The organism is Caulobacter sp. ErkDOM-E, assembly GCF_048541895.1.
Classification (GTDB): Bacteria; Pseudomonadota; Alphaproteobacteria; order Caulobacterales; family Caulobacteraceae; genus Caulobacter.
The window spans coordinates 3,280,677-3,306,343 of the sequence record NZ_CP183331.1; the positions used below are offsets into that span (position 1 = coordinate 3,280,677).

Genomic DNA, 25,667 nt, shown 5'->3' on the forward strand with positions numbered 1-25,667 from the left:
GTCAGTCTGTGCTGAGGCATCCGGCCTTGTTGGTCTCTAGGCGGGGTCGAACCCCTGGAAGTTCTAGAGACACTGGTTTCCGTAGAGCCCCCGTCCTGGTCCTGGCGCGGCGACCGGCTTTGGACCGTGCGCGCCTGCCGGAGGAGCTTTACAAACATCATCGACGTTTGCTGTTCCCGTCACCCGGCGTTTTGGAAGGAGACCCTTATCGTCTAGCCTCTCACGCGGGGGTTTCCAAGGGGTTTTTCACCCCGGTCACGACGCGGTCGTGGGTCGACAGATCCTTGATCGTACGGACGTTGCCGGCGCCCGCCTGCCGGAACAGCGCCTCGACATCGGCCGACTGGTCATAGCCGATCTCGACGGCGAACATGCCGCCGGGCTTGAGCACCCGCAGGATTTCGGGGGCCAGATGGCGATAGGCGTCCAGGCCGTCGGGGCCGCCGTCCAGGGCCAGGCGCGGCTCGTGGTCGCGAACCTCAGGCTCCAGCGTCTCGATGATGTGGCTGGCGATATAGGGCGGGTTGGAGACCACCAGGTCGAAACCCGCGTCGCCCAGGCCCGCCGTCCAGTCGCCGCGCAGCAGGGCCGTCCGGGTATTGAGATCCAGATTGGCGGCATTTTCGCGAGCCACGGCCAGGGCCTCTTCAGAGACGTCGATCCCCAGCCCCTTGGCGGCCGGCCGCTCGGCCAGGATCGCCAGCAGGATGGTCCCCGAGCCGACACCCAGGTCCAGCATGCTGAACGCCATGTTTTCCGGAAAGGCCTTGAGCACCTCGTCGACGATCACCTCGGTCTCGGGGCGCGGCGTCAGGACGTTCTTGTTCACCTGCAGCAGGATCTTCCAGAAGCCCTTGCGGCCGATGATGTGGCTGACCGGCTCGCGCCGTTCACGGCGGCTGAGATAGTCGTCCAGCGTCGCCCACTGCTCGGCCGTCAGCATGCGGTAGGGATCAGTGATGATGTCGGTGCGGGTGACGTCGGCGGCCACCTCCAGCATCAGGCGCGCGTCGATCGCGGGCTGATCGATACCGGCGTCCTTCAGACGCTCCTTGGCGGCGGTCCAGGCTTTGACGAGGGTCAGGGTCATGGGGGGTCACATAGCGCTTTGACGCGGCGAGCGCGAGATTGAGGTTGGTACCAGTTTTTGGTACAATCTGACCACTGCAAGCGGGAACCGGTGATGAGCAAAAACACGTCCGTCAGCCTCGGCGATCACTTCCAGGGATTTATTGCCGAGCAGGTTGGTGAAGGTCGGTATGGCTCGGCCAGCGAAGTTATCCGCGCCGGTCTGCGCCTTCTTGAAGATCGCGAGATGCGGCTGGCTCGATTGCGCGCAGCCCTGCTTGAAGGGGAGCAAAGCGGGTTCGCGGAAGATTTTGATATCGACGCCTTCATCGCTGAGAAGGCGAAAGAGGAAGGCATCGAAGAGTGAGCGCCTTCAAGCTCACACCAAGGGCTCAGCGCGATTTTGACGAAATCTGGGACTATTCCAAAAGCAAATGGGGCAGTCGGCGGGCGCTCGCCTACCTGCGCCAGATTCGAACCGCGATCGCCATGGTCGCGGCCTATCCAGACCTTGGCCCGATCCTCGAAGATCTACCGAGGGGTTATCGAAAACGCCCTGTCGGCTCACACGTCATCTTCTATCTTCCGCGAAGCGACCAAACGGAGATCATCCGCATTCTGCATCAGAACATGGATGTCGATAGCCACCTGCCCTAAACGGCTTCCGCCAAATCCCCCTCCACTACCCGCCCGCCCTGCGTGACGTTCAGATAGATCCCGCAGTCCATGTGGCCGTAGGCGTCGAACAGCGCCTTGACCACGTCTATGTCCCGCTCAGCCGTGACCGGATCCACATGGGTCGCCGCGCAGCGGACGATGGGCTTGAGAACCTCGGCCGTCGCCCCGCCGAGCTTCAACGTCCCCCCCATCCAGTCGTTTTCGACCCAGGCCGGCCAGCCCTCGACATAGAGGTTGGCGCGGAATCGCAGCGGATCGACGGGAACGCCCAGCCTGGCCTCCAGGTCACGCACGCTGGCCAGGTTGATGACCGAGACATAGCCCGAGCGGCTGTCCATGAACCGATGCGCGCCCGGCCCTTCGATCACGCGCAGCGGGCCGGAAAGGTCTTCGCCCAGCAAACCGGTCAGCCAGGCCTCCAGCCCTGCCCGCCCCTCGGCCGAGCCCAGGGCGCCGGCGAAGTCGGGCTGGCCCTCGGCGCTGGCGCGAAACACGCCGGTCGCCGCGTCATAGGCCGTGCGGGCCCTGGCCACGGCCGGGATCTTGGCCAGGACCGTGAACTTCATCTTCGAGACATGGCCCGGCGCCGCAGGGTCAAAACCGCTGGGACCATCCTCCACCGCGAACAGCCGGTCGCAGGGAAAACAGGCGCCGGCGACCAGGTCGGCGCTGTCGAGGCGTTCGGGGGTGAAACCCTTGATCGGGTGGCGATAGAGGGCGTCGATGCGAGCTTCCATGCGGTCAGGGTCGGGGACGACTCGGTCGAAAGCAAGGGCTCGGGAACGCCCTGTGTGCTCACGCTTTCCTTGGGCGGGAGAGCGCATGACCGACAACGCCAAGCCGAAACGACCCGTCCGCGCCTGGCTGGCCTCGCGCCCCTACGGCCTGGCGCCGTGGATCGTGCTGCTGGCCCTGGTCCCCCTTGCCTTTCCGAAGCGCGTCACCCACGCCCCGCAGCCGGGCCTGTCGGAAGACCGCATCCTGCCGCCCGACGATTTCGATGCGATGGAACCCCTGCACGGCCGGGCCGCCCGGTCTCCCATCGCCATTCCCTGGCGCGGCTGGCGCGACATCCTGTGGCGCACCTGGCGCGAGATCACGGTCGACCGCCTGCACGCCGTGGCCGGAGGCGTCACCTTCTACACCCTGCTGGCCCTGTTCCCGGCCATCGGCGCCTTCGTGTCGCTTTACGGCCTGTTTGCCGATGTGGCCGCCGTGCAAGGGCAGTTGAGCGAGATGTCGGGCGTCTTTCCCGCCAGCGTCATCCAGATCGTCGGCGAGCAGATGCTGCGCCTGGCCAGCCAGGAGCAGGCCAAGCTGGGCGTCGCCTTCGGCGTCAGCCTGCTGCTGTCGATCTGGAGCGCCAACGCCAGCATGCAGGCGCTCTTCGACGGCCTGAACATCGCCTATGACGAGGACGAGAAGCGCAATCTGCTCGCCCGCACGGCCCTGACCTATGTCTTCACTGTCTGCGCCCTGGTCTATGCGGCCGTGGCGGCCTTCATCCTGATCGCCACCCCCATCGTGCTGGCTCGGGTCGGACTGTCGGCCCTGGACGCGATCTGGGGCCCGATCCGCTGGCTGCTGGTCTGGATGATGACGGCGGCGGCCTTCGCCCTGCTCTTTCGCTTCGCCCCCTGTCGCGCCCGGGCGCGCTGGCGCTGGGTGGTGATCGGCGCCGTGCTGGCGGCCGGCGGCTGGCTGGTCGGCTCGCTGGGCTTCTCGGTCTATGTGAACCGCGTGGCCCACTTTGACGCCACCTATGGACCCCTGGGGGCGGTGATCGCCTTCATGGTCTGGGTGTGGTTTTCGATCATGGCCGTGCTGGTTGGGGCCGAGCTGAACGCCGAGATCGAGCGCCAGACGGCCATCGACTCGACCACCGGCCCCGAGCGCCCGATGGGTCAGCGCGGCGCGGCCGTGGCCGACACGGTGGGGATGGCCTTCCATCCCTGGGAGATGATCAAGCGCGAGGCGGGCATGGTGCGCAAGGTGGCCGGCGGGGCTTGGGGCAAGGTTCGAAGGCGCCAGGGGCTTGGAAAGCCCTCTTGAGCGTGGATAGCTCCGCTCCCGCATTTTCCGGAGCCCCGCATGCTGCTCACCCCAGCCCAGGACCACGACCTTCCCGCCATTGCCGACCTGGTCAACCGGGCCTATCGCGGGGAGGAGGCCCAGAAGGGCTGGACGACGGAAGCCCATATCCTGGACGGCCAGCGCACCGACCTGGAAACCCTGCGCACCGATCTGGCGGCCAAGCCAGGCTCGACCATCCTGACCCTGCGCGACGACGCCTCGTCCAAACCCTTCGCCTGCGTCTGGGTCGAGCCGATACCGGACGATGTCTGGTTGATCGGCATGGTCTCGGTCGATCCCCAGCGCCAGGACGGTGGCCTCGGCCGCAGGCTGCTGGACGCGGCCGAGGCCCACGCTCGCGCCGGCGGCGGCCGGTTTGGCAAGATGACGGTCATCGAAGGCCGCGATACCCTGATCGCCTGGTACGGCCGCCGGGGCTATGCGCCGACCGGCGAATACGAGCCCTTCCCTTTTGATGACCCGCGCTTTGGCAGGCCCAAGGTCGAAGGCTTGCAGTTCCTCGTGCTGAAGAAGGCGCTGTAGCCAGACACCCGGTCCCTAGGCGCGCGCGACCAGCTTGATCACGATCAGCTGCGCGGCGTTCACGCGCTCGCCGCCGGGCTCCATGACTTCCAGGTGCACGTGGTCGGTGATGCCCGGATAGTGGCCCTGCAGGCTTTCCACGCGGCCGATGGCCTGGCCCAGCCGCACGGCCTGGCCGACCTCGACGCCAGGCGACACATAGAAGGCGCGGGCCACATAGCCCAGGGCCGGATTGGTGATCTCGACAAACTTCAGATCGGTCGAGCCGCTGTAGGCATAGCCGATCTTGGTGACATAGCCCGAGATCGGGGCGAGGACGTCCTGACCGGCGACAGCGGTGTAGTCGACGCCTTCGTGATCGCGTGTCCCCCCATCGCGGCGAGCCCCGAACTGGCCATCGCCGAAGTCGTCGTGACCGCGCGGCGCGGCGCCGGTGGGGTTGGCGAAGTCGGCCGCGCCGTCGCCATCGACATCGGCGCCGCTCCAGACCAGCTCCCGGCGCACCGGCCGCTGGGGCTTGGCGGCAATCTCGTCCAGCAGGCGGCGCACCATCGGGGTGGGGCTGTGCCGGGCGGCGTCGGGATGCTCCATGGCCGCCACGACCATGGGCGCAAAGATCGTCGCCAGACCGACGACGCAGCGCGCCGCGGGAGTGATGGTCTTGGCCACGGCAGCGTGCATAAATTGACCTTCAGTCGTTCCGGGAGCGATTTCAGCGTTTGAACGTTTCGACTGATTAGGGGCCAGATATGGCGAAGAGGTGGCGCACGCCGTGCGACGGCTTGTCGCGCCATGTTTGCTGTATTGCATCAAAAGCCTGGACTTCATGAGATCCAGGGCGGCTGGCCAATGCTTCAGCTTCAAGCAATTTATCAGATGCAATTTCAAACTAGACCATAAATCCTGGGAAGCCCGAGCGTAGGGTTTGGGGATCACCCCGCGATCAGCCCCGCCCGCTCATCGGCGGTCAGCGGACGCCAATAGCCTTCCGGCATGTCGCCCAGGGTGAGGGAGCCGACACGAACGCGAAACAGGTCGACGACCTTCCATTCCAGCAGCTCGCACATCCGGCGGATCTGGCGGTTGCGGCCTTCCTGCAGGATCACGCGCAGGCGCTGGTCAGAAATGAGTTCCACATGGGCGGGTCGCAGTTCGCGGCCGTCCAGTTCGAGGCCAAAGCGCATCAGCTCCAGCTTCTCCTCGGTGATCTCGCCCATGATGGCGACGCGGTATTCCTTCTCCAGCTCCGACTGCGGGCCGATCACGGCCTTGGCCACCACGCCGTCCTCCGAGAGGATCAGCAGGCCGCGCGAGTCCATGTCCAGTCGGCCGACCGGAGCCAGCCGGTTGCTGAAGTTGGGGATCGTCGCTTCGTGGGCCCAAAGGTTCTCGCGCTTGAGCAGGCGCACGGCCGGAATCTGGCCGGGATCGGGCTGGGACGAGACGATGCCGACCGGCTTGTGGATCATGATCGTCAGGCTGGAATCCAGCTTGTCGGTGGCGCGGTCGGCCAGCACCAGCGTCTGGCCCGGCAGGATCTTGCGGCCCACGTCCTCGACGGTCTCGCCGTCGATGGAGACCAGGCCGTCGGCGATCAGGGCCTCGGCTTCGCGGCGCGAACAGACGCCGGCCTGGGCCAGCCACTTGTTGACCCGCTGGGGCTCGTCTTCGTCATAGGTGCGGGTGAAGGCCATCAGTTGTAGCCATCTTCGAGGGTGGCCAGGCGCGCGGCCTGATCCTCGGCGATCAGCGGCTTGATGATGTCGTCCAGGGCGTCGCCCTCCATCACCTTGGCCAGGTTGTAGAGGGTGAGATTGATCCGGTGATCGGTGACCCGACCTTGCGGGAAGTTGTAGGTACGGATGCGTTCGGAGCGGTCGCCGCTGCCCACCTGGCCCTTGCGGGCGTCGGAGCGGGCGGTGTCCAGCGCCTCGCGCTGCATGTCGTAGAGGCGCGCTTTCAGGTTCTTCAAAGCGCGCGCGCGGTTCTGGTGCTGGCTCTTTTCCGACGAGGTCACCACCACCCCCGTGGGCAAGTGGGTGATGCGCACGGCCGAGTCGGTCTTGTTGACGTGCTGACCGCCGGCTCCTGACGAGCGATAGGTATCGATGCGCAGGTCGCTTTCGTTGATCTCGATCTCGACATCCTCGGCTTCCGGCAGCACCGCGACGGTGGCGGCCGAGGTGTGGATGCGGCCTTGCGCTTCGGTGGCCGGCACGCGCTGCACGCGGTGCACGCCGCTCTCGAACTTCCAGCGGCCAAACACCCCGTCGCCGGTGACAGAGGCGATGATTTCCTTGTAGCCGCCCATTTCGCCTTCGGAGACGCTGTCGATCTCGACCTTCCAGCCCTGAAGCACGGCATAGCGCTGGTACATGCGGAACAGGTCGCCCGCGAACAGGGCCGCCTCGTCGCCGCCGGTGCCGGCCCGCACTTCGAGAATGGCCGAGGCGTTCTCGTCCTTGTCCTTGGGCGCCAGCATCAGGGCCAGCTCGTGCTGCAGGACCGGCAGCTTCTCATCCAGCGCCTGCATCTCGTCGCGGACCATGGCGCCCATTTCCGGGTCGCCGGCCATCTCTTCCAGGTCGGCGCGCTCGGCGGCCAGCTTGGCCAGGGTCTCGACGGCCTCGGCCACCGGACGCAGTTCGGCGTGCTCCTTGGAGAGCTTGACGATCTCGGCTCCGTCGCTGGCGGCGCCCATGCGGGCCTCCACTTCGCGGAAACGGTCGAGAACCTGGTCGAGTCGGGCCTGGGGCAGTCGCAAGGGTGACGTCACGTGCTTTGAGGGGAACGGGCGGTCTCTGTACCCCCCGCGCGGCCTGACGTCACCCCGGCGTGAAAACGACTACTTCGGATACATCATCGTCTGGGTGATGGCGGCGTCGCCGTTTACCGAAACCTTGACCTGATCAAAGGCCGGCAGGCCCTTCAGGGGCGAGGCGCTGGACATCGCCCAGCCCTCGGCCGGTTTGCCGTCGGCGCCGTTGGTCATGCTCCAGCTGCTGTCAGAGTCGTGCAGCACCGAGACCGCGTAGTCGCCAGGCGGCACGTCGGGCAGCTTGACCTTCAGTTGGCCGCTGGCGGCGCCGTCCAGAACCGCGCCGGAGGTCTGGGCGTGTTGCATGAATTGGTCGCGGCTCTGCACGGTGACCAGGATCTTGCCGCCCTTGGGCTTCACGCCGTTCAGGGTCAGGTCGATCTCGCCGGCCTGGGCGGCGGCGAAGGCGGTGGTGGCGAAAAGGACGGCGGCGACGGCGGTGGCAAGGCGTTTCATGGTGTAGTGCTCCCTCAGATCGGTTTTCGATGAAGTGCTTTTATTTACAAAGTGCATGAGGAGGCAAATTACAACGGAGTCATGGAAGGCCTGAGGCGGCACAGACTGATCGTCAGGGATGCTCTGGCTGACGCCGCGGTTCAGCCTCCGGATTCGTCCCGGCCGGAGGATCGCGGCGATAGCGCACCAGGACCTCCACGCCGCCGGGGCGCTCGGCCAGAGCCTGACGGATCATGGCCAGCAAGGTCTCGGACGACACATGCAGGTCGATGATCTGGCCGGCCTGTTCATAGAACAGGTGCGAATGGGGTTCGGCGACGGTGTCAAACACCAGGTCGGCGGTGGTGGTGGGCAGACGGCTGATCAGGCCGTGGTCGGCCAGGGCTTCCATCTGACGGGCCAGATCGGCAAGCGTGACCGCCAGGCCAGACTCGGCGGCGATGTCAGCGACCTCAGCCAGGGTGAGATGGGTTTCGGGCGCGGCGCGCAACAGCGCCAGCAGTCGCGGCAGCACGCCGTGGCCAGTCAGGCCGGCGTTGCGCAGCTCCTCGCGGAACGCGGCGTCCACGGCATGGGACATTGGGGCCTCCTCCCAAGGCGCCGGGGTGATCGCGGTCGTGCGTCGCCGCGATCTGATCCCGACCTTGAAGTCTGGACGCGGCTGGGGTCAGCCGCGTCCAGCCCTGTGGTCTCGCGGATCAGGCGAGGTCGAAGCGATCCAGGTTCATCACCTTGGTCCAGGCCGCCACGAAGTCGCTGACGAACTTTTCCTTGGAGTCGCTCTGGGCATAGACCTCGGCCAGGGCCCGCAGTTGCGAGTTGGAGCCGAAGACCAGATCCACGCGCGTTCCGGTCCAGCGACGCTCTCCCGTGGTGCGGTCGCGGCCTTCAAACTCGGCCTCTGCTTCCGAGGTCGCCGACCAGACCGTTCGCATGTCGAGCAGATTGACGAAGAAGTCGTTCGTCAGGGCGCCCGGCTGCGCGGTGAAGACGCCATGCGGTGACTGATCGGTATTGGCGTTCAGCACGCGCAGGCCACCGATCAGCACCGTCATTTCGGGCGCCGTCAGGGTCAGCAGCTGGGCCCGGTCGATCAGCAGTTCCTCGGCCGTCAGGGTATATTCCGTCTTCAGATAGTTACGGAATCCGTCGGCGGTGGGCTCGAGCACCGAGAACGACTCGATGTCGGTCTGGGCCTGGGAGGCGTCGGTGCGGCCGGGCGTGAAGGCGACCTCGACCGCGTGTCCCGCCGCCTTCGCGGCCAGTTCAACGCCCGCGCAGCCCGCCAGCACGATCAGGTCGGCCAGAGACACCTTCTTGCCGCCGGTCTGGCCGGCGTTGAACGCAGCCTGGATGCCTTCCAGCGTCGCCAGCACCGTGGCCAGCTGGGCCGGCTGGTTGACCGCCCAGGTCTTCTGCGGCTCCAGCCGGATCCGGGCGCCGTTGGCCCCGCCCCGCTTGTCCGAACCGCGGAAGGTCGAGGCCGAGGCCCAGGCGGTCGCGACCAGTTGCGAGACCGACAGGCCCGAAGCCGCGACGCGGGCCTTCAGGTCACGAATGTCGGCCGCATTGACCAACGGGTGATCCACGGCCGGAACGGGATCTTGCCAGATCAGCTCTTCCTTGGGCACCAACGGACCGCGATAGCGGGCGACGGGGCCCATGTCGCGATGGGTCAGCTTGAACCAGGCGCGGGCGAAGGCGTCCTGGAACTGGTCCGGGTTCTCATGGAAGCGCTTGGAGATCGGCCCGTAGATCGGGTCGAACCGGAGCGCCAGGTCCGTCGTCGCCATCATGGGCGCATGACGCTTGGAGGGATCGTGGGCGTCGGGCACCAGGGTCCGAGCCGCCGGATCCTTCGGGGTCCACTGCTGGGCTCCGGCCGGGCTCTTGGTCAGCTCCCACTCGTGGCCGAACAGGGTGTCAAAATAGCCGTTGTCCCACTTGATGGGATTGGGTTTCCAGGCGCCCTCAAGGCCGCTGGTGATGGTGTGGACGCCCTTGCCGCTGCCGAAGCTGTTCTTCCAGCCCAGGCCCTGTTCGACGATGCTTGCGCCTTCTGGCTCGCGGCCGACCTGGGCTGCGTCGCCCGCGCCATGGGCCTTGCCGAAGGTGTGGCCACCGGCGATCAGCGCGACGGTCTCCTCGTCGTTCATCGCCATGCGGGCGAAGGTCTCGCGGATATCGTGAGCCGAGGCCAGGGGATCAGGATTGCCGTTGGGGCCTTCGGGATTGACGTAGATCAGACCCATCTGGACAGCGGCCAGCGGCTTGTCCAGCTGGCGCTCGCCCTTGTAGCGGTCGTCGCCCAGCCAGGTGTCCTCGGCGCCCCAGTGGACGTCTTCCTCGGGCTCCCAGGTGTCTTCCCGGCCAAAGCCGAAGCCGAAGGTCTTGAAGCCCATGGTCTCCATGCCGACGTCGGCGGCGATGATCATCAGGTCAGCCCAGCTGATCTGGTTGCCGTACTTCTGCTTGATCGGCCAGATCAGGCGGCGGGCCTTGTCGAGGTTGCCGTTGTCAGGCCAGCTGTTGAGCGGCGCAAAGCGCTGCTGGCCCGCGCCAGCACCCCCGCGACCATCGCCGGTGCGATAGGTGCCGGCGCTGTGCCAGGCCATGCGCACAAAGAACGGGCCGTAGTGGCCATAGTCGGCCGGCCACCAGTCCTGCGAGTCGGTCATCAGCGCCGCCAGATCCTTCTTCAGGGCCTCGACATCCAGCTTTTCGACCTGCTCGGCATAGCTGAACGCCGGCGAGAAGGGGCTGACCAGCGACGAGTGCTGGGACAGGATCTTCAGGTTCAGCTGGTTGGGCCACCAGTCGCGGTTCGACCGCCCCCCGAAACTGGTGTGGAACCGAACCCCGTGATTGAGGGGGCACTTGCTCGTGGGTTCAACGATGTCGCTTCCGTCCATAACTGGCTCCGATCTTGGCTGCTGTGACTGACTTGGCCTGCACGATGAAGACCGTGATTTCTGCGGAAATAGGCCCGCTCACTGACTGGCAAGGCGCGCCCTAGAAACGGGCCAGCGCACAGTGGCCCGCCGGGTGACGGAGCCAGGCTGTCGCCGGGTGAGGCGCACCGAAATTCAAGTCGAGGTCTGGATCCTGCCGCCACTCCCTCTGGGCGCTCTCTGCGGATCGCCTGACAAAGTTTTCGCCCATCTTGACCATAAAGAGAAGCGCCAATAATCAATGGTTGTGATAGGCTTTGCCTATGATCGAAACTGGGATTGCACCGTGAACCTTCGAGACCTCCGCTACCTTCTGGCCATGGTCGAGCACGAGCATTTCGGTCAGGCCGCACGGGCCTGCGGCGTCAGCCAGCCAACGCTTTCCGTGCAGATCCGGAAGCTGGAGGAGCTTGTGGGCGTCGCCCTGTTCGAGCGCAGCAGCAAGGCGGTCGCCCCGACATCCGCCTGCCTGCAACTGATCGGCCATGCCCGCACAGCGGTCACGGCGGCCGAAGCGATCCTGGCCACGGCGCGAACGCTGCGCGACCCCCTGGCGGGACGCTTTCGGGTGGGCATCATCCCGACCCTGGCGCCCTACCTGCTGCCGCTGGTGTTTGCGCCGCTGCGCGAGGCGCTGCCCGCGCTGGAGCTCGAGCCCTGGGAAGATCAGACCACCGCCCTGCTTGAACGGCTGCGCAGCCACGAGCTGGACGCGGCTCTGCTGGCCACCGAGGTCGACGGGCCTGATCTGATGAGCCAGCCGCTGTTCGACGAGCCGTTCCTGGCGGCCCTGCCGCCCGATCACCCACTGGCAGGGCTGGACACCGTCACCGAAACCGATCTGGCGAAGGACATTCTGGTGCTGGCCGACGGTCACTGCCTGCGCGACCAGACCCTGGCGGCCTGCGGCAGCAACGGGGCGCTGGGCGGCCCGCTCCGCGCCGCCAGCCTGCCCACCTTGCTGAACATGGTGGCGGCCGGCTACGGCACGACCCTGATTCCAGGGCTGGCGGCCGGCGCGGCGCAGGATGCGGGGATTGTGCTTAGACCGCTGGCCGAGCAGGCTGGGCGCACGGTGCGGATCGCCTGGCGCGCCAACTATCCCGGTCGTCCCGCCGTGGAGGCGGTGGGCGAGGTCATAGCCCAGCGCTTGCGGGGCTTCGCCAGGGGCGCGGTGGCCGGGACGATCTAAAATCCGGCCTTCACCTCGACCGCCAGCACGCCCCGGGGCGAGCGCGAAGGCCGCAGATCGCCGTCGACCACCACGCGATAGGGTCCTTCGCGGGCGTCCAGCGGCTGGCCATTGACCGTATCGGCCAGGATCACCGGGTTGGCGCGATAGACCGGGTCGGTCTCGGCGATCGACAGGATGCTGGAAAAGCCGTCGGCGGCCCGCAGGATGACCACCTGGTTCAGATACCGCCCCATCAGCCGCTCGCCCGAGACGACGCCGGCCTTGAGCAGGGCCCCATGCAGGATCGCGCCCTCATAGACCACAGGCTGCCCCTTGACCTGGATCGTCGCCCTGGCGCGCGGCAGAGCCTTTACCTCGGCGGGCGTCAGCACCACCGTGTCTCGTCCGGCGACGGTGACCTTGAGATCCTGCGCCGAGACCGGCGAAGCGAGGACGGCGGCGGCGATGGCGGCCGTGACGGCGAGGAGGATGCGCATGCCGGCAGCGTGGCGCCCCTCCCCGCGTCTGTCACGCCTTCAGCTCGGTCATCAGCGGATAGAGCGAGGCCACCAGCAGCACGGCCATGCTGACATTGAAGACGCGCAGGATCGCCGGCCGGTCCAGAAAACGCCGCATGCCCTGACCAAAGCCGGCCCAGGCGGCGCTGCACGGCGCGCCCACCAGCATGAAGGTTCCCGCCAGGACCAGCACGGTCAGGCTACCGCTGCCTTCCGGCGTGTAGGTGGTGGCGGCGCCCAGGGCCATGGCCCAGGCCTTGGGGTTCAGCCACTGGAAGGCGGCGGCCTCCAGGAAGGTCATCGGCTGGCCGGTCGCGCTCTTGTCATTGATCCCGGTCGCCGTGGCGATCTTCCAGGCCAGCCACAGCATATAGGCTGCGCCGACCCATTTCAGGATCTCGTGCAGGATAGGGAAGGTCCTGAACACGCCCGACAGGCCCCACCCCATCGCCACCACCATCACGCCCAGACCCGCGCTGATCCCCAGGATGTGCAGGATCGTGCGGCGAAAGCCGAAGTTCGCCCCCGAGGCCAGCAGCATCATGTTGTTGGGACCGGGCGTACCGGCGGTGGCGAAGGCGAACAGGACGAAGGCCAGAAGAAGGTCGGGGGTCACGTTGGGACTCCATGATCGAGAATGTCACAGAGATGTTCCTGATTGATCCATGAGTCAAAATGAGTATTGTCATTATGACAATATCGGAGCCCGCATGCCTGCGAAAACCCTGAGGGACTGGACCCCGTCGCTGGAGGCCGGCGACGCGCCGATCTATGAGCGCCTGCTGGCCGCCCTGCGCGCCGATATCGAGACCGGCGCCTTGGCCGCGGGCGCGCGCCTGCCGCCGCAGCGCGACCTGGCCCACCGCCTGGGACTGGGGCTGGGCACCGTCACCCGCGCCTATGTCGAGGCCGAGAAGGCCGGGCTGGTCGAGGCCCATGTCGGGCGCGGCAGCTTTGTGCGCGGCGGGGCGGCGGGAAAGCCTGTCAGGACGACCGATGGCGGCTTGATCAATCTCTCGCAGAACATCGCCCCCGGCGGACCCGCCGAGGGCCGACTGGGCGACACCCTGACCCGGTTGCGCCGGCGCGGCGACCTCCTCGACTGCCTGGGCTATGCTCCGCCGGCGGGGCTGGAGGCCCAGCGGCGCGCCGGGGCCGCGTGGCTGGAGCGCAGCGGCGGTCTGGTCGGCGCCGACTGGACCCGGCTGGTCTGCACCGCCGGCGCCCAGCAGGCCCTGGCCCTGGCCTTCGGCGCCGTGGCGCGGTGGGGTGATACCGTGCTGTGCGAGGCCTCGACCTTCTACGGCGTCAAGGCGCTGGCCCAGCATATGGGCTATGGGCTCAAGGGCCTGGCCATGGACGCCCAGGGCCTGCGCCCCGACGTTCTGGACGAGGCCGCCGCCACCGGCGCCTTCAGGGCCGTGGCTATCCAGCCCACCCTTCAGAACCCCACCGGCCGGATCATGAGCACCGGCCGCCGCGCCCAGATCGTGGCCGTGGCCCGCAAGCACGACCTGATGATCATCGAGGACGATATCTATGCGGTCTACGCACCGGACGCCCCGCCGCCCTTCGCGGTGCTGGCCCCGGAGCGCACGTTCCACGTCTCGGGCGTCTCCAAGTCGCTGGCGCCCGGCCTGCGCACCGGCTTCCTGATCGTGCCGCCCGGCGATGCCTTGGACCGCGTTCTGCGCACGGTGCGCGCGCTGTCCTATGCTCCGCCCAATTTCGGCGGACTGATCGCCACCCAGTGGATCGAGGACGGCGCGGCCGACACTATCGTGGCCGAGATCCTGACGGAGATGACCGCCCGCCTCTCCCTGGCTCGCGAGATCCTGGGCGACGCCATCGAGACCCCGATGTCGGCCAGCGCGCCGCACGTCTGGCTGCCGATGTCGGACCTCGACGCCGAACGTCTGGCCGGCCGGGCCCTGCGCGGCGGCGTGGAAGTGACCCCCCCGTCAGCGCCGGTGGTCACGCCCGGCCTGACGACCGGCGTACGCGTGTGCCTGGGCGCGACGCAGGATCGGGAAGCCCTGGAACGCGGCCTCCGCATCGTGGCCACAGCCGTAGCGGATGTCGACGAGCGGTCTCGGGCGGTGATCTAGTACGGCAACACCTTCACCACCGACGAGCCGTCCAGCCGGGCGCCCGCATTCCGCCTACTTGTCTTTTGTATAGGGCACGAACTGGCCCAGGCTCACCGAAGCCCGCGACCCCGCCGAGCCCTTGCCGCCGCGATCGACCATGGCCACCGCATCACCTCGGCATAGCCTCACGCCGTTGGTGCGGGGGTTGATGATGGAGTCGTGATCCAGAGCGGCGGCGCCCATCTCCGGACGGTTCACATAGACAATGCCAGCCGGCATCCGAATGATGATCGCCGTCTTGTCGATGACATCGATCATCAGGGAGCGGCGGGGATCGAGGCAGTCGATCGGCTCGCCCGCCACGCGTCCCTCGACCATCTTGGCCAGGCTGCGTTCGCCCTTTTCGTTGCCCTCATCGCCTGCGAGCGCGCTTGAGGCCCCTGCGAGAACCGCAACCGCCATCAGTCCCGTAAGCCAAAAACGCATGTCAGCCCCCTCCCGGCCGCCGTCAGACGCAACGGCGCGCAATACCGATAGTTCTTCGGGGCATACTCAACCTGAATTAGGCAATGTCAACAGTCTCGCCACCTTCGGTAGAAATGGACTCTGCGGTCCCTGGCGTCGACCCTGGCCCTACTCCGCCGCGATCGCCTCGGCGTCGGCGGCCGCCTTCAGTTCGGCCGCGCGCTTTTCGACCAGTTCGACGATGTGCTCGATCATGCCGTCGTTGGACTGTTTGTGATCGGGCTTGCCGGCCATGTAGACCATGCCCGAGCCGGCGCCGCCGCCGGTGAAGCCCAGATCGGTCATCAGGGCCTCGCCCGGGCCGTTGACCACGCAGCCGATGATCGACAGCGACATCGGCTGGCTGATGTGGGCCAGGCGCTCTTCCAGGGCCTCCACCGTCTTGATGACATTGAAGCCCTGACGGGCGCAGGACGGGCAGGCGATGATGTTGACGCCCCGGTGGCGCAGGCCCAGCGATTTGAGGATGTCGAAGCCGACCTTGATCTCCTCGACGGGATCGGCGGCCAGAGACACGCGGATGGTGTCGCCGATGCCGGCCCACAGCATCGCGCCGATGCCGATCGAAGATTTCACCGTGCCGGTTCGCAGGGCCCCGGCCTCGGTGACGCCTAGGTGCAGCGGGCAGTCGATCCGCTCGGCTAGCTGGTGATAGGCCGCCACCGTCATGAACGGATCGGACGCCTTCACCGAAATCTTGAACTCGTGGAAGTCGTGGTCCTGCAGGATACGAGCGTGGTTGAGGGCGCTCTCGACCATGGCGTCGGGGCACGGCTCGCCGTATTTTTCCAGCAGTTCTCGCTCCAGAGAGCCGGCATTGACGCCGATACGCATCGAGCAGCCGTGGTCGCGGGCCGCCTGGATCACGTCGCGCACGCGTTCGGCGCTGCCGATATTGCCCGGATTGATCCGCAGGCAGGCCGCGCCGGCCTGGGCGGCCTCGATGCCGCGCTTGTAGTGAAAATGGATGTCGGCCACCAGCGGCACGCGCGACTCGCGGGCGATGGTCTTGAAGGCCGCCGTGCTGTCAGTGTCGGGGCAGCTGACGCGGACGATGTCGGCGCCGGCTTCTTCCAGCTGACGGATCTGCTCCAGCGTCGCGGCGGCGTCGCTGGTCAGGGTGTTGGTCATCGACTGGACGGTGATGGGCGCATCGCCCCCCACCTCGACATTGCCGACGCGGATCTTGCGCGACACGCGACGCTGGATCGAGCGCCAGGGACGAAGGTGGGTGTGGTCTGCGGCCATGGAGACAATCTAGGGCTTTTGCGAGCGGAACCCAAGGATGAGTTCTCTATTTCATCGCTCCGCCCGGCGGTCCGAAGATCGGGACTGGAGTCAGGCTGCCGGCTTGGCCAGTTTGCCCAGCGCCGTGGTTGACGCGGTCAGGCGACCCGTCAACACGCCGCCGGAATAGACGTCGAAATTGCTGGGGTCGGAGACGTCGGCCGTCAGGCCTGCCGTGCGCGGGGCGCGGAAGGCTTCGCCGGCATTGAGCTGGCGGGCGAAATACACCGAGCCGTCACCGCCGCGCACCACCAGGGTGGCGGCCTTGCGGGCCAGCAGAACGACACCGGAGCCGTCGGCGGCGGCCGCGCCGTGGATCACGCCACGCGGCTTGAAGGTCGAGCCCAGGGCGGCGACATGGGCGGCGTCGATCTCGCCCTCGCCCGCCGCGAGGGCGGTAGCGCGGGCCTTGGAGGCGGCGTTGGCCGCATCGGCTGAACCGCCATTGGCGGCGGCGTCGTCGAGACCGGGGGTCTTGTAGGGCTCGGGTGTGGTCGACTCGACCGGGGCCGGCAGGGGCGCGCCCAGCGACACGGCAGAACCGGCCGGCGCCGAGGCCGAGTGCGGTGCGGCGGTGTTGGCCGCGACCTGGGCGGAGGGCGCGTCCTTGTCCATGGCGCGCTGCGCCACGTTCCACAGCAGAATGGCGCCGACCATCAGCAGGCCAACGATCAGCACCAGGGCCAGGCGGGGATCGCGCTCATGGCGCACGCCGACCGGCGCGCGCAGTTCGCCGCCGTCGTCGGGCATGTCGTTCTTGAAGCGCAGCACGGCAGCCTCGCCGTCCAGACCCAGCAGCTGGGCATAGGCGCGGACATAGCCGATGGTGAACGGGCGCGAAGGCAGATCTTCCAGCCGCAGGTCTTCGAGAGCGTCAATATAGCTCTGGCGGATGCGGGTGGAGTCGGCCACGTCCTGGGTGGTCAGGCCGCGAAAAGTCCGGGCGGCGCGCAGAGCGGCGCCGATGTCGACGCCCTCGTCGACCGACGGCTGTCCCACGACGGCGAAGCCCTCGTCGGGCTCGGCGTCGGAGTTCAGATGCAAGTGCCTTACACTGCCCGTGTCCAGCGCCATTGCGGCAATATCACCCCAAAAATCGCGTCGCGCACGAACGCCACGCTCACCCCACTTCGCATTACACGAAGTTCTTAACAGTTCTTTGTGGATATCAAACTAAGCTACGGGATTCAATACACTAAACAGCGAAGCTTGGTTAATCGCCCATCCCGTCAGATGGCGACATAGAGTTTGCGCGCCAAGGTTTCGATCTCCCCCCGGAGCGATCCGGCCGAGGTCTTCAGCAGGGCCTCGACGTTTCGTCTGGCCGCCTCGCGATCGCACGACAGCACCATCTGCTTGACCGGGCCGATGCCGGCCGGCGGCATCGACAAACGGTCAAAGCCCAAGGCCACCAGGGCGAAGGCTTCCAGCGGCCGCCCCGCCATCTCGCCACAGACCGACACCGGCGTGCCTGTGTCCTCGCACGCCTGCTGGATGGTCTTCAGAGCGCGCAGGGCCGCCGGCGACAGCGGATCATAGCGATCGGCCATCTTCGGATTGCCCCGGTCGGCGGCGAACAGATACTGCATCAGATCATTGGTGCCGACCGAAACGAAGTCGGTCATCGGCAACAGTGCGTCCAGATGCCAAAGCAGCGAGGGCGCCTCGATCATCGCCCCGACGTCCAGACGCGCCGGCGCCGGGCGACCGCGCTTCAGGGCCCAGGCCACTTCCTGATCGACGAAGGCGCGGGCGGCGCGGAACTCGTCCACATTGGCCACCAGCGGGAACATGATCCTCAGCGACCGGCCGGCGGCGGCCTTGATCAACGCCCGGATCTGCATGCGCAGCAGCGCCGGACGGTCCAGCCCCATGCGGATGGCGCGCCAGCCCAGGGCCGGATTGTCCTCGCGCTCCATCTCCATGTACGGCAGCAGCTTGTCACCGCCGAGATCGAGCGTCCGGAAGGTCACCGGCATGCCGTTGGCGGCTTCCAGCACCTTTTCATAGAGCGCCGTCTGGGCCTCCAGCCGGGGCATTTCCTCGGCGACCATGAACTGGAACTCGGTGCGGAACAGACCGATGCCCTCGGCCCCGGTCTCTCCCAGGATGTCCAGATCGACGGCGAGGCCCGCGTTCATCAGCAGCGTGACCTTGGCCCCATCCTTGGTGAAGGCGGGCGTGTCGCGCAGACGAGCGAACTCGGCCTTGCGCTGGGCGCGGACCTCCATCCGGGCCCGCAGCGACTTGACCACGTCAGGACGCGGGCGAAGCCAGGCCTCGGCGGTCTCGGCGTCGACCACCACCGGGTCGCCCTCGCTGACCCGGTCGCGCAGGCCGGCCAGTCGGCCGACGCACGGGATATCCAGCGCCCGGGCCACGATGCCCGCGTGGCTGGCGGCCGAGCCTTCCTCGAGCAGTATGCCCTTCAGCTTGGTGCGGTCATATTCCAGCAGGTCGGCGGGGCCCAGGTTGCGGGCGATCAGGATGGCGTCGTCAGGCAGCTGGCGCACGGCGTGCACATCGCCAGACAGGTGGCGCAAAAGTCGGTCGTTGAGGTCTTCCAGGTCGTGCAGCCGCTCGCGCAGATAGGGATCGCGAGCCTGGCCCAGGCGGGCGCGGTGCTCTGACCTGACACGTTCAACGGCGGCTTCAGCGGTCAGGCCCGAGCGCACGGCCTCTTCCAGGCCCCGGTTCCAGCCGCGGTCGTGGGCAAACAGGCGATAGGTGTCGAGCACCTCGTACGACGCGCCGACCAGGCCACCCTGCCCCTCCAGCATCTCGTCGATCTGGCTCTGCAAGGCGGTGACGGCGACCTTCAGGCGGATCTCTTCGGCGGCGGAATCGTCCGACAGCAGTTGCTCGGGCGCCACCGGCTGCTCGTGCAGCACGGCCACGCCATAGGCCAGGCCCTCAGCAAAGCGCGCGCCCTTCAGGCGCTCGGGCTTGTGGGGCGCGATCTCGACGTCCTTGAGCTCGGCCATGCCCAGGAGCTCGCTGGACGACACCATCTCGGCCAGGACCATGGCGATGATCTGGAGGTCCTCGACCTCCTCGTCGCCATAGGTGCGCTCGGTGCGGTTCTGGACCACCAGAACGCCGATCGAGCGGCCGCCGCGCAGCAAGGGCACGGCCATGAAGGCGTGATAGGGGTCTTCGCCGGTTTCGGGCCGGTAGGCGAAGGCCGGGTGGTTGGGGGCGTCAGACAGGTTCAGCGGCCGACCCAGACGCATGGTCTCGCCGACCAGGCCCTCGCCGGGCTTCAGCCGGGTGACGTGGACGGCTTCGGGGGCCAGGCCTTCAGTGGCGAACAGTTCCAGATCGCCGGAGGCGCGGCGCAGATAGATCGAGCAGACCTCGGCGACCATCGAGATGGCGATGGTGCGCACCACCATGTCGAGCTTGCCCTGGGCGGGGCCTGCCCCGGCCATGGCCTCGCGAATCTGCCGCAGCAGACTGCGTGGTCCTCGAACGGCGATGCCGCTTGCCGCCATGCGCTCTCCCTCTGTCCGTAGCGGTCTAACCCGACTGAAAGTCCGATGGGTTAAGACGCCGCTTCGGCCCCTAGCGCGCTATAGCAGATTTCGCGCCCCTGACAGCGGTCGCGGCGACCTTGCGGAAAGATTGTCTCGCGCGACGCGCGAAAAAGCGCCGCCCGCCCGGAAGGGAAGGCGGCGCAAGTCTTCGCCGACAGGATCGGGATCAGGACCTGGCGACGGTCGTCGGGGGCCTAGCGGCGGTCGTCGTGGGCGTAGCGGTTGTCGTAACGAGCGTCGTAGCGATCGCCCCGGCCATAGCGGTTGTCACGGCTATCGCGGGCGTAGCGCTGGTCGCGGCTCTGGTAGCCCTGCTGGCCGTAGGACTGCTGGCCGTAGGACTGCTGGCCGTAAGACTGCTGGCCGTAAGACTGGCCATAGGATTGCTGGCCATAGGACTGGCCATAGCCTTGCTGCCCATAGCCTTGCTGGTGACCATTATAGGCCGGGCGGGTGCGATAGCCGCTGCTGTAGCGACGGTCGTCCTTGTCCTTGGCTGTCGAGGCGCCGATGGCGGCGCCGGCGATGGCGCCGATCGCCACCGCGCCCTTGTCGCCGTCACCCAGGGCCGCGCCGGCCAGGCCGCCGATCACGGCGCCCAGGATGGCCTTGTTGGTCTTCTCGCCGGCAAAGGCGCCCGAGGCGGGCAGGATCATGGCGGCGGTGATGGCGCCGGCGATCAGGGTCTTGGAGAGGATCTTCATGGCAATGCCCCTTTCGAGAAGCGTCGCCAGATCCGGAGGGCCCGGTGCGGCGCTGTTGATGTCTGTTTTAGGAGCCTGCGCTTGAACCCGGTCTGAACGGTGCTGTTCAGGTGGCAGTCATCTTCAACTGTCATCCCGGCCAAGCGCGAAGCGCGCCGAGCCGGGACCGCCGGAAGCTCTGAGTTTGTCGCGGTCCCGGGTCTCCGCTGCGCTGCGCCCGGGATGACAAGGCATTAAGGCGCAGGCTCGACCGCCACCGCCGGCCGGTGCAGCGATACCGACCACAGCACCCCCACCAGCATCAAGCCGATCGCCAAGCTCTCCAGCGGACGCGGCCAACGGCCTTCGTGCAGGAAGCCGTAGAGCAGGGCGAACAGGGTCTCGAACACGATCAGCTGGCCCGACAGGCTGAGCGGCAGCAGGCGGCTGGCGGCGTTCCACAGGCCGTTGCCGATCACCGAAGCGCCCAGGGCCACGGCCAGGCTGACGCCCCAGAACAGGGTCCAGGCGCTGGAGACATGCCCCGCCGCCCCGACGAGGAGGAAGGCCGGGACGATCAGCACCAGAGACAGGGCGCCGGTCACCACCCCGGTCAGCAGCGACCACTCGTGACTGTTGAAGGTCGGCGTCGCGGCCAGCCGGCGGGCGTTCCAGACGGCGTAGAGCGTCCAGCAGGCCAGGGCCAGCACGGCGCCCAGCACGCCCAGGATCAGACGCGGCGCGGGCGCGCCCTCCCCGCTTCTGAACACGTCGACATTGATGCAGACCACCCCCGCCGCCAGCAGGGCCAGCGGCGCGGCCAGCCGGCGCAGTGGCACGCCCTCGCTCGGCCGGGCGCCGACCAGGGTCACGGTCACGGGCAAAAGCCCGATGATCAGCGAGGCCGCCGCCACCCCGGCGTTCTGCACGGCTACGGCCAGGCCGACATAGTAGATCAGGTTGCCCAGCAGGCTCAGCAGGGCCAGGTCCCGCCAGTCGCGGCCCGTCATCCGGCCGAACACCGCAAGGGCGGTGGGGGCCAGCAACACCAGCGACGCCAGGCCATAGGCCAGATACCGCCCGGCGGTCATCTGCAGCGGCGTGAAGTCGGCCAGCAGCAACGGCGCCAGAAACACCCCGCCCCAGAAGGCGCCGGCGATCAGGCCGCACAGCAGGCCGAGGGTGAGGCGGCGGGGATCGGTCATACGGGCGAATTAGCAGGCCGACGCGGCGGCTGGCTTGGGGAAAACTCTCGGTGTTGGGCCCACGCTCTCAGCACCTGAATGCTCTTTCTCAATCCTGGCCCCTTGTCTGAGTGCTTTGCCGCTTAGCGGGCGTCCATCGAAGGCTTCAAAAGAAGGGCTTGGCCACCATCAGCCACAGAATGCCCAGCACCGCAGCGAAGGCCGGGAAGCCCAGAACAAACCACAGCCGGAACAGGGGGAAATAGCGCTCTGGCAAGGGCGTGCCGGTCGCGACGGCCTGGACGGCCAGATTTCGCAGGCGGATTTGGATCCACACCACCGGCAGCCAGCACAGGCCGGTCACCACATAGAGAACCAGGCTCAGCCCGATCCATCCCGAGAACAGCGGATAGCCGGCCATATGGGCCAGGGCCGCACCGGTGATGGGCTGCAGGATCACCGCCGAAGCCGTGAACACCGTATCGGCCAGGACCACGAACCTGGCGGTGTGGGCGATCAATGCGGGATCGTGCGTGCGATGGGCCATCAGCATGAAAAAGGCGATGCCGGCCCCGGTGCCGAGCAGCACCGTCGCGCCTGCGACGTGCGCGACCTTGAGCAGGGTGTACGGGTCCATCAGCGTTCGTCCAGCGTGGTCAGGGCCGCCAGGGCCAGGAAGGCGGCGGGAATGCTCTTGAGCAGCGGCCCCATCGGATCGAGCCACAGGTCGGGGCGCACCACGGCGCCACCAAGCAGATAGCCGCACGTGACCAGCAGCATGCCCTGCAAGGCGCGGGCGGCGGTCGGTCGCCAGATCAACAGCAGGGCCAAGGCGATGTCGATCAGACTGCCTCCGATCACGGCTCCGGCCGCCAGCCCCGCGTCCATCCCAGAAGCGGTCAGGACGGCGATGGCGTCCTTCAAACCAACCGTCAGGCCGATCAGCCCTGACAGCAGCCAGAAGGCGAACAGGCAGCTCAGGATGGCGGGCTTGGCGAAATAGGCGCGGGCGAACCAGCGCTCCTGCACGCCCGAGGGGGCGGCGGCCAGCAGGGCGTCGAAGGACCGCGGCGCCCATCCCAGGCGCGCTGCGTCTTCCGCTCTGCCGCGAACCCCCATCCGCAGTTGCTCCAATGCGACGGTGCGCATTGGGCTGCGCCACCCCAGCCAGGCCAAGGCGTCGCTGGCGGTGGCGGTCACGCGGGCCAGAACGAGCGGCAGACGGACCGCCCGCACGGGCCGCAGTCCCAGCCAGCCGCGCAGACGGCCGACGAGGTCGATCAGGGTCAGCGCCTCTCCGTGGACGAGGTCCAGGCTGACGCGCGTCGGCGCTTCCGGCTTCAGGCAGAGTGCGACCGCAACCGCTAGGTCCTCAGCCCCGATCGTCTGGACCAGACTGTCGCCGAAAACCACGGGGCTGGCGCCGGGGAACCCGGCCAGGCCGCGCAACAGGGCCGTGCCGCCATAGGCCGCCGGGGCGAATACGAGGCCGGGGCGAAGGATGATCCACTCGAGCGCGCTTTGAGCCAGCAGGGCCTCAGACTTCAGCTTGGTCGCGTTGAACGCTGTGGTCCGTTCGGATCCGACCCCGGCCGCCGAGATGTGGACAATGCGGCGGACGCCCGCGCATTGGCAGGCTTGAATCAGGCGGCCGACGCCCTCGACATGGACCGCCTTCAGGTCGTCGCGGGGACTATCCTGCAAGGCTCCTGCGCAGTTGACGACGGCATCGACGTTGGCCAGCAGGCTGGTCCACGCCTCGACGCTGGCAACGCCAAGGTCAGCGCGCCTCCAGTCCAAGGCCGGCTGGCGACGACGGGCCGCCTCGATGTCGCGCCCGACGCCGACGACCGCATGACCATCAGCCGCCAACCGGGCGGAGACATATGAGCCGATGAGCCCATAGGCCCCGATAACCGCGATGCGCATTAGCGACGCTTACCGTCTGCCCCGTGGGAGGGAAAGCGTCACGGTTGAGGCTGCTTCGCGTTCAGGGCGCCTTGGTCCCAATAACCCGGCTAGAGGGGAATTACCCGTGCCCCGGCATGGCCAGCGGCTCGCCGGCGTCCTGGACCAGGCGGCGGGCCTGTTCGAGGGCCGCGTCGATATCTGCCTCGATGAACTCGACCTCAAGGTCGGTCAGCGGGTGCGGGGCGGCGACGGTCTCGCGCAGATAGACGCGCTTTTCCGGCTGGGTCATCGACCACCAGCCGACGGTGTGGCCTTCCTCGATCACCGCGTCGCCCATGGCCAGCAGGTCGTCGGTGTCGAAGATCGGCTGGCCGGGCTTTTCGGGGAACCACTGACCGTCGTCAGGCAGGGCCTGGTCGAGCCGCTTGAGCAGCGCCGCCAGCCACGGGCTGACCAGCAGCGGCTTCTCATAGCCGTCGCCGAACTTGGCGCGCAGCAGCAGGTCGTACAGGAGCTCCAGCCCCTCATCGCCCTCGAAGGTGACGGTCTTGGCGGCGGGATCGAACTTGAAGACGTCGGACATAAGAAATCTCTTGGTCGGGCTGACCGAGTGTTAGCGTGACTCGATGACGTTTGGCGCCCGAAGCGTCCAACGCCGAACGCCCCCTCCGTCACGTCGCTTCGCGCCGCGCCACCTCCCCCGCACGCTTCGCTACGGGGCAGGAGAAGCACTGCCTCACCCTCCTGCCCCGCTTGCGGGGGAGGTGGCGCGCTGCGAATACGCAGCGTGACGGAGGGGGCGTGCGGCGCCGGCCGTCCTACAGCTGGTCCAGCCCGTAAACCGCGTGCAGGGCCCGCACGGCCAGTTCGGTATAGGCCGCGTCGATCAGGACGCTGATCTTGATCTCCGAGGTCGAGATGACCTGGATGTTGATGTTCTTCTCGGCCAGGGCCTGGAACATCGACTGAGCGACGCCGGCGTGGCTGCGCATGCCGACCCCGATCACCGAGACCTTCGAGACATCCTCGTCGACGGCGACGGCCTCGAAGCCGATCTCTTTCTGGGCGGCGGTGACGATCTCGACGGCGCGCTGGGCGTCGCGCTTGCCGACCGTGAACTCCATGTTGGCGGTGTCGGCGCTGCGGGCGCGCGACTGCACGATCATGTCGACGTTCACATTGGCGTCGGCGAGGCGGCCGAAGATCTGCGAGGAGACGCCCGGATGATCGGGCAGGCCCAGCAGGGTGATCTTGGCTTCGTCGCGGCTATAGGCGACGCCCGAGACGATGCGCTTTTCCATGATTTCTTCCTCGTCGCAGACGATCGTACCTTGGCCCGGAGCTTCCCCCGGCTCGACGAAACTCGACAGCACCCGCACCGGGACGCGATGGGCCATGGCCATCTCGACCGAGCGGGTCTGCAAAACCTTGGCCCCCAGCGAGGCCATTTCCAGCATTTCCTCGTAGGAGATCTTGGCCAGCTTGCGGGCCTTTCTCTCGATGCGAGGATCGGTCGTGTAGACGCCGTCGACGTCGGTATAGATGTCGCAGGCGCCCTTGATGGCGGCGGCGATGGCCACGGCGCTGGTGTCCGAGCCGCCCCGGCCCAAGGTGGTGATGCGGCCGTCGCTGGTGACGCCCTGGAAGCCGGCGATCACGGCGATCTGGCCGGCCGCGAAACAGGCCTCCAGATTGGCCGGCGGAATGTCTTCGATGCGGGCGCGGCCGTGGGCGGTGTCGGTCAGGATCGGCACCTGCCAGCCCAGGAACGAGCGCGCGTCCAGCCCCATATTGCGCAGGGTCATGGCCAGCAGGCCGGCCGTGACCTGCTCGCCCGAGGCGACGATGGCGTCGTATTCGTCGTCCGACTCGGGAAGGCCGGGTGCGGCGCGGCCGGCGCCGTCGGTCCAGGCGACCAGCTCATTGGTCTTGCCCGACATGGCCGAGACCACCACCGCCACCTGCTTGCCGGTCGCGACCTCGGCGGCGACCAGACGGCCCACCCGCCGGATGCGCTCCAGGTCGGCCACCGAGGTGCCGCCGAACTTCATCACCAGACGAGACACGTCTTCAAACCCTCAAGCGATAGCGGTTTTTTCTTGCGCCCACGCGGTGAGATTGCTCCCCGCCGCGCAAGCCCCGGCCTTCTAGCGGCGCAACGGCGCAACGGCA

General features: G+C 67.4%; 26 protein-coding genes. 6 read left to right on the forward strand and 20 right to left on the reverse strand.

Translation table 11 applies throughout. The features are described from left to right. Positions 1-220: 220 nt before the first annotated feature. Positions 221-1,090 carry a peptide chain release factor N(5)-glutamine methyltransferase gene (gene prmC, locus ACN2C7_RS16080; RefSeq protein WP_419318190.1) on the reverse strand — a complete coding sequence of 290 codons (870 nt, stop codon included), beginning with the start codon at positions 1,088-1,090 and terminating at the stop codon, positions 221-223. A 90-nt stretch (positions 1,091-1,180) separates the two neighbouring features. Here prmC and ACN2C7_RS16085 point away from each other — a divergent pair, with 90 nt between their 5' ends. Beyond that, on the forward strand, positions 1,181-1,435 hold the full coding sequence (locus ACN2C7_RS16085; protein ID WP_419318192.1) for a type II toxin-antitoxin system ParD family antitoxin: 255 nt from the start codon (positions 1,181-1,183) through the stop codon (positions 1,433-1,435). Further along, positions 1,432-1,725, forward strand: coding sequence for a type II toxin-antitoxin system RelE/ParE family toxin (locus ACN2C7_RS16090; RefSeq protein ID WP_419318194.1), 294 nt, complete (start codon positions 1,432-1,434; stop codon positions 1,723-1,725). The genes ACN2C7_RS16085 and ACN2C7_RS16090 overlap by 4 nt, the downstream gene beginning before the upstream one ends. Here ACN2C7_RS16090 and ACN2C7_RS16095 read toward each other — a convergent pair. Next, complete coding sequence (locus tag ACN2C7_RS16095) at positions 1,722-2,483, reverse strand: MOSC domain-containing protein (RefSeq protein ID WP_419318196.1); 762 nt, start codon at positions 2,481-2,483, stop codon at positions 1,722-1,724. The genes ACN2C7_RS16090 and ACN2C7_RS16095 overlap by 4 nt on opposite strands. An 85-nt stretch (positions 2,484-2,568) precedes the next feature. Between ACN2C7_RS16095 and ACN2C7_RS16100 the strand changes: the two genes are divergently transcribed. Together ACN2C7_RS16100 and ACN2C7_RS16105 are read left to right on the forward strand one after the other, a co-directional pair. Next, positions 2,569-3,798: a YihY/virulence factor BrkB family protein gene (locus ACN2C7_RS16100; protein WP_419318198.1), complete on the forward strand. Its 1,230-nt coding sequence runs from the start codon at positions 2,569-2,571 to the stop codon at positions 3,796-3,798. Between the two features lie 39 nt (positions 3,799-3,837). After that, the gene (locus ACN2C7_RS16105; protein ID WP_419318200.1) at positions 3,838-4,362 is read left to right on the forward strand and encodes a GNAT family N-acetyltransferase; all 525 of its coding nucleotides are present in this window, start codon (positions 3,838-3,840) and stop codon (positions 4,360-4,362) included. A 15-nt stretch (positions 4,363-4,377) separates the two neighbouring features. Here the strand turns inward: ACN2C7_RS16105 and ACN2C7_RS16110 are convergent, their stop codons facing one another. The 6 genes from ACN2C7_RS16110 to katG all read right to left on the reverse strand — a co-directional run bounded on the left by ACN2C7_RS16110 (position 4,378) and on the right by katG (position 10,548). Next, positions 4,378-5,043 (reverse strand): peptidoglycan DD-metalloendopeptidase family protein, encoded by a 666-nt coding sequence (locus ACN2C7_RS16110; protein ID WP_419318202.1) that lies wholly within the window; start codon positions 5,041-5,043, stop codon positions 4,378-4,380. 251 nt (positions 5,044-5,294) lie between these two features. Beyond that, positions 5,295-6,056: a pseudouridine synthase gene (locus tag ACN2C7_RS16115; protein ID WP_419318204.1), complete on the reverse strand. Its 762-nt coding sequence runs from the start codon at positions 6,054-6,056 to the stop codon at positions 5,295-5,297. Then, positions 6,056-7,126 carry a peptide chain release factor 1 gene (gene prfA / locus ACN2C7_RS16120; RefSeq protein WP_419318206.1) on the reverse strand — a complete coding sequence of 357 codons (1,071 nt, stop codon included), beginning with the start codon at positions 7,124-7,126 and terminating at the stop codon, positions 6,056-6,058. Before prfA ends, ACN2C7_RS16115 begins: the two co-directional genes overlap by 1 nt. A gap of 81 nt (positions 7,127-7,207) precedes the next feature. Beyond that, positions 7,208-7,636: a DUF2141 domain-containing protein gene (locus ACN2C7_RS16125; protein WP_419318208.1), complete on the reverse strand. Its 429-nt coding sequence runs from the start codon at positions 7,634-7,636 to the stop codon at positions 7,208-7,210. A gap of 112 nt (positions 7,637-7,748) precedes the next feature. Further along, entirely contained in the window at positions 7,749-8,216 is a 468-nt protein-coding gene (locus tag ACN2C7_RS16130; RefSeq protein ID WP_419318210.1) for a transcriptional repressor, read from the reverse strand. 118 nt (positions 8,217-8,334) lie between these two features. After that, positions 8,335-10,548, reverse strand: coding sequence for a catalase/peroxidase HPI (katG, locus tag ACN2C7_RS16135; RefSeq protein WP_419318212.1), 2,214 nt, complete (start codon positions 10,546-10,548; stop codon positions 8,335-8,337). A gap of 325 nt (positions 10,549-10,873) precedes the next feature. On the opposite strand from katG, the gene ACN2C7_RS16140 reads away from it, so the two are divergent. Beyond that, positions 10,874-11,779 (forward strand): LysR substrate-binding domain-containing protein, encoded by a 906-nt coding sequence (locus tag ACN2C7_RS16140; protein ID WP_419318214.1) that lies wholly within the window; start codon positions 10,874-10,876, stop codon positions 11,777-11,779. Here ACN2C7_RS16140 and ACN2C7_RS16145 read toward each other — a convergent pair. Together ACN2C7_RS16145 and ACN2C7_RS16150 are read right to left on the reverse strand one after the other, a co-directional pair. Continuing rightward, on the reverse strand, positions 11,776-12,258 hold the full coding sequence (locus ACN2C7_RS16145) for a molybdopterin-dependent oxidoreductase (protein ID WP_419318216.1): 483 nt from the start codon (positions 12,256-12,258) through the stop codon (positions 11,776-11,778). The genes ACN2C7_RS16140 and ACN2C7_RS16145 overlap by 4 nt on opposite strands. 31 nt (positions 12,259-12,289) lie before the next feature. Then, positions 12,290-12,895: a LysE family translocator gene (locus ACN2C7_RS16150; protein WP_419318218.1), complete on the reverse strand. Its 606-nt coding sequence runs from the start codon at positions 12,893-12,895 to the stop codon at positions 12,290-12,292. A 94-nt stretch (positions 12,896-12,989) separates the two neighbouring features. On the opposite strand from ACN2C7_RS16150, the gene ACN2C7_RS16155 reads away from it, so the two are divergent. Continuing rightward, a complete protein-coding gene (locus ACN2C7_RS16155) occupies positions 12,990-14,387 on the forward strand; it encodes a PLP-dependent aminotransferase family protein (RefSeq protein WP_419318220.1) in 1,398 nt (465 codons plus the stop codon). 54 nt (positions 14,388-14,441) lie between these two features. Here the strand turns inward: ACN2C7_RS16155 and ACN2C7_RS16160 are convergent, their stop codons facing one another. The 10 genes from ACN2C7_RS16160 to ACN2C7_RS16205 all read right to left on the reverse strand — a co-directional run bounded on the left by ACN2C7_RS16160 (position 14,442) and on the right by ACN2C7_RS16205 (position 25,561). After that, positions 14,442-14,855, reverse strand: a complete 414-nt coding sequence (locus ACN2C7_RS16160; RefSeq protein WP_419318222.1) for a hypothetical protein — start codon at positions 14,853-14,855, stop codon at positions 14,442-14,444. A gap of 147 nt (positions 14,856-15,002) precedes the next feature. Beyond that, positions 15,003-16,142 carry a flavodoxin-dependent (E)-4-hydroxy-3-methylbut-2-enyl-diphosphate synthase gene (ispG, locus tag ACN2C7_RS16165; protein ID WP_419318224.1) on the reverse strand — a complete coding sequence of 380 codons (1,140 nt, stop codon included), beginning with the start codon at positions 16,140-16,142 and terminating at the stop codon, positions 15,003-15,005. 90 nt (positions 16,143-16,232) lie between these two features. Further along, entirely contained in the window at positions 16,233-17,255 is a 1,023-nt protein-coding gene (locus ACN2C7_RS16170) for a helix-turn-helix domain-containing protein (RefSeq protein ID WP_419318226.1), read from the reverse strand. 155 nt (positions 17,256-17,410) lie between these two features. Next, positions 17,411-19,675 (reverse strand): phosphoenolpyruvate--protein phosphotransferase, encoded by a 2,265-nt coding sequence (gene ptsP, locus ACN2C7_RS16175; protein ID WP_419318228.1) that lies wholly within the window; start codon positions 19,673-19,675, stop codon positions 17,411-17,413. A gap of 236 nt (positions 19,676-19,911) precedes the next feature. Continuing rightward, the gene (locus ACN2C7_RS16180) at positions 19,912-20,421 is read right to left on the reverse strand and encodes a hypothetical protein (protein WP_419318230.1); all 510 of its coding nucleotides are present in this window, start codon (positions 20,419-20,421) and stop codon (positions 19,912-19,914) included. Between the two features lie 233 nt (positions 20,422-20,654). Further along, positions 20,655-21,605, reverse strand: a complete 951-nt coding sequence (locus ACN2C7_RS16185; RefSeq protein ID WP_419318232.1) for a DMT family transporter — start codon at positions 21,603-21,605, stop codon at positions 20,655-20,657. A 145-nt stretch (positions 21,606-21,750) separates the two neighbouring features. Beyond that, positions 21,751-22,221 carry a DUF2269 family protein gene (locus ACN2C7_RS16190; protein WP_419318234.1) on the reverse strand — a complete coding sequence of 157 codons (471 nt, stop codon included), beginning with the start codon at positions 22,219-22,221 and terminating at the stop codon, positions 21,751-21,753. Beyond that, positions 22,221-23,513 (reverse strand): SDR family oxidoreductase, encoded by a 1,293-nt coding sequence (locus ACN2C7_RS16195; protein ID WP_419318236.1) that lies wholly within the window; start codon positions 23,511-23,513, stop codon positions 22,221-22,223. Before ACN2C7_RS16195 ends, ACN2C7_RS16190 begins: the two co-directional genes overlap by 1 nt. 100 nt (positions 23,514-23,613) lie before the next feature. Then, a complete protein-coding gene (locus ACN2C7_RS16200; protein ID WP_419318238.1) occupies positions 23,614-24,078 on the reverse strand; it encodes a hypothetical protein in 465 nt (154 codons plus the stop codon). 235 nt (positions 24,079-24,313) lie between these two features. Next, entirely contained in the window at positions 24,314-25,561 is a 1,248-nt protein-coding gene (locus ACN2C7_RS16205) for an aspartate kinase (protein ID WP_419318240.1), read from the reverse strand. Positions 25,562-25,667: the final 106 nt, after the last annotated feature.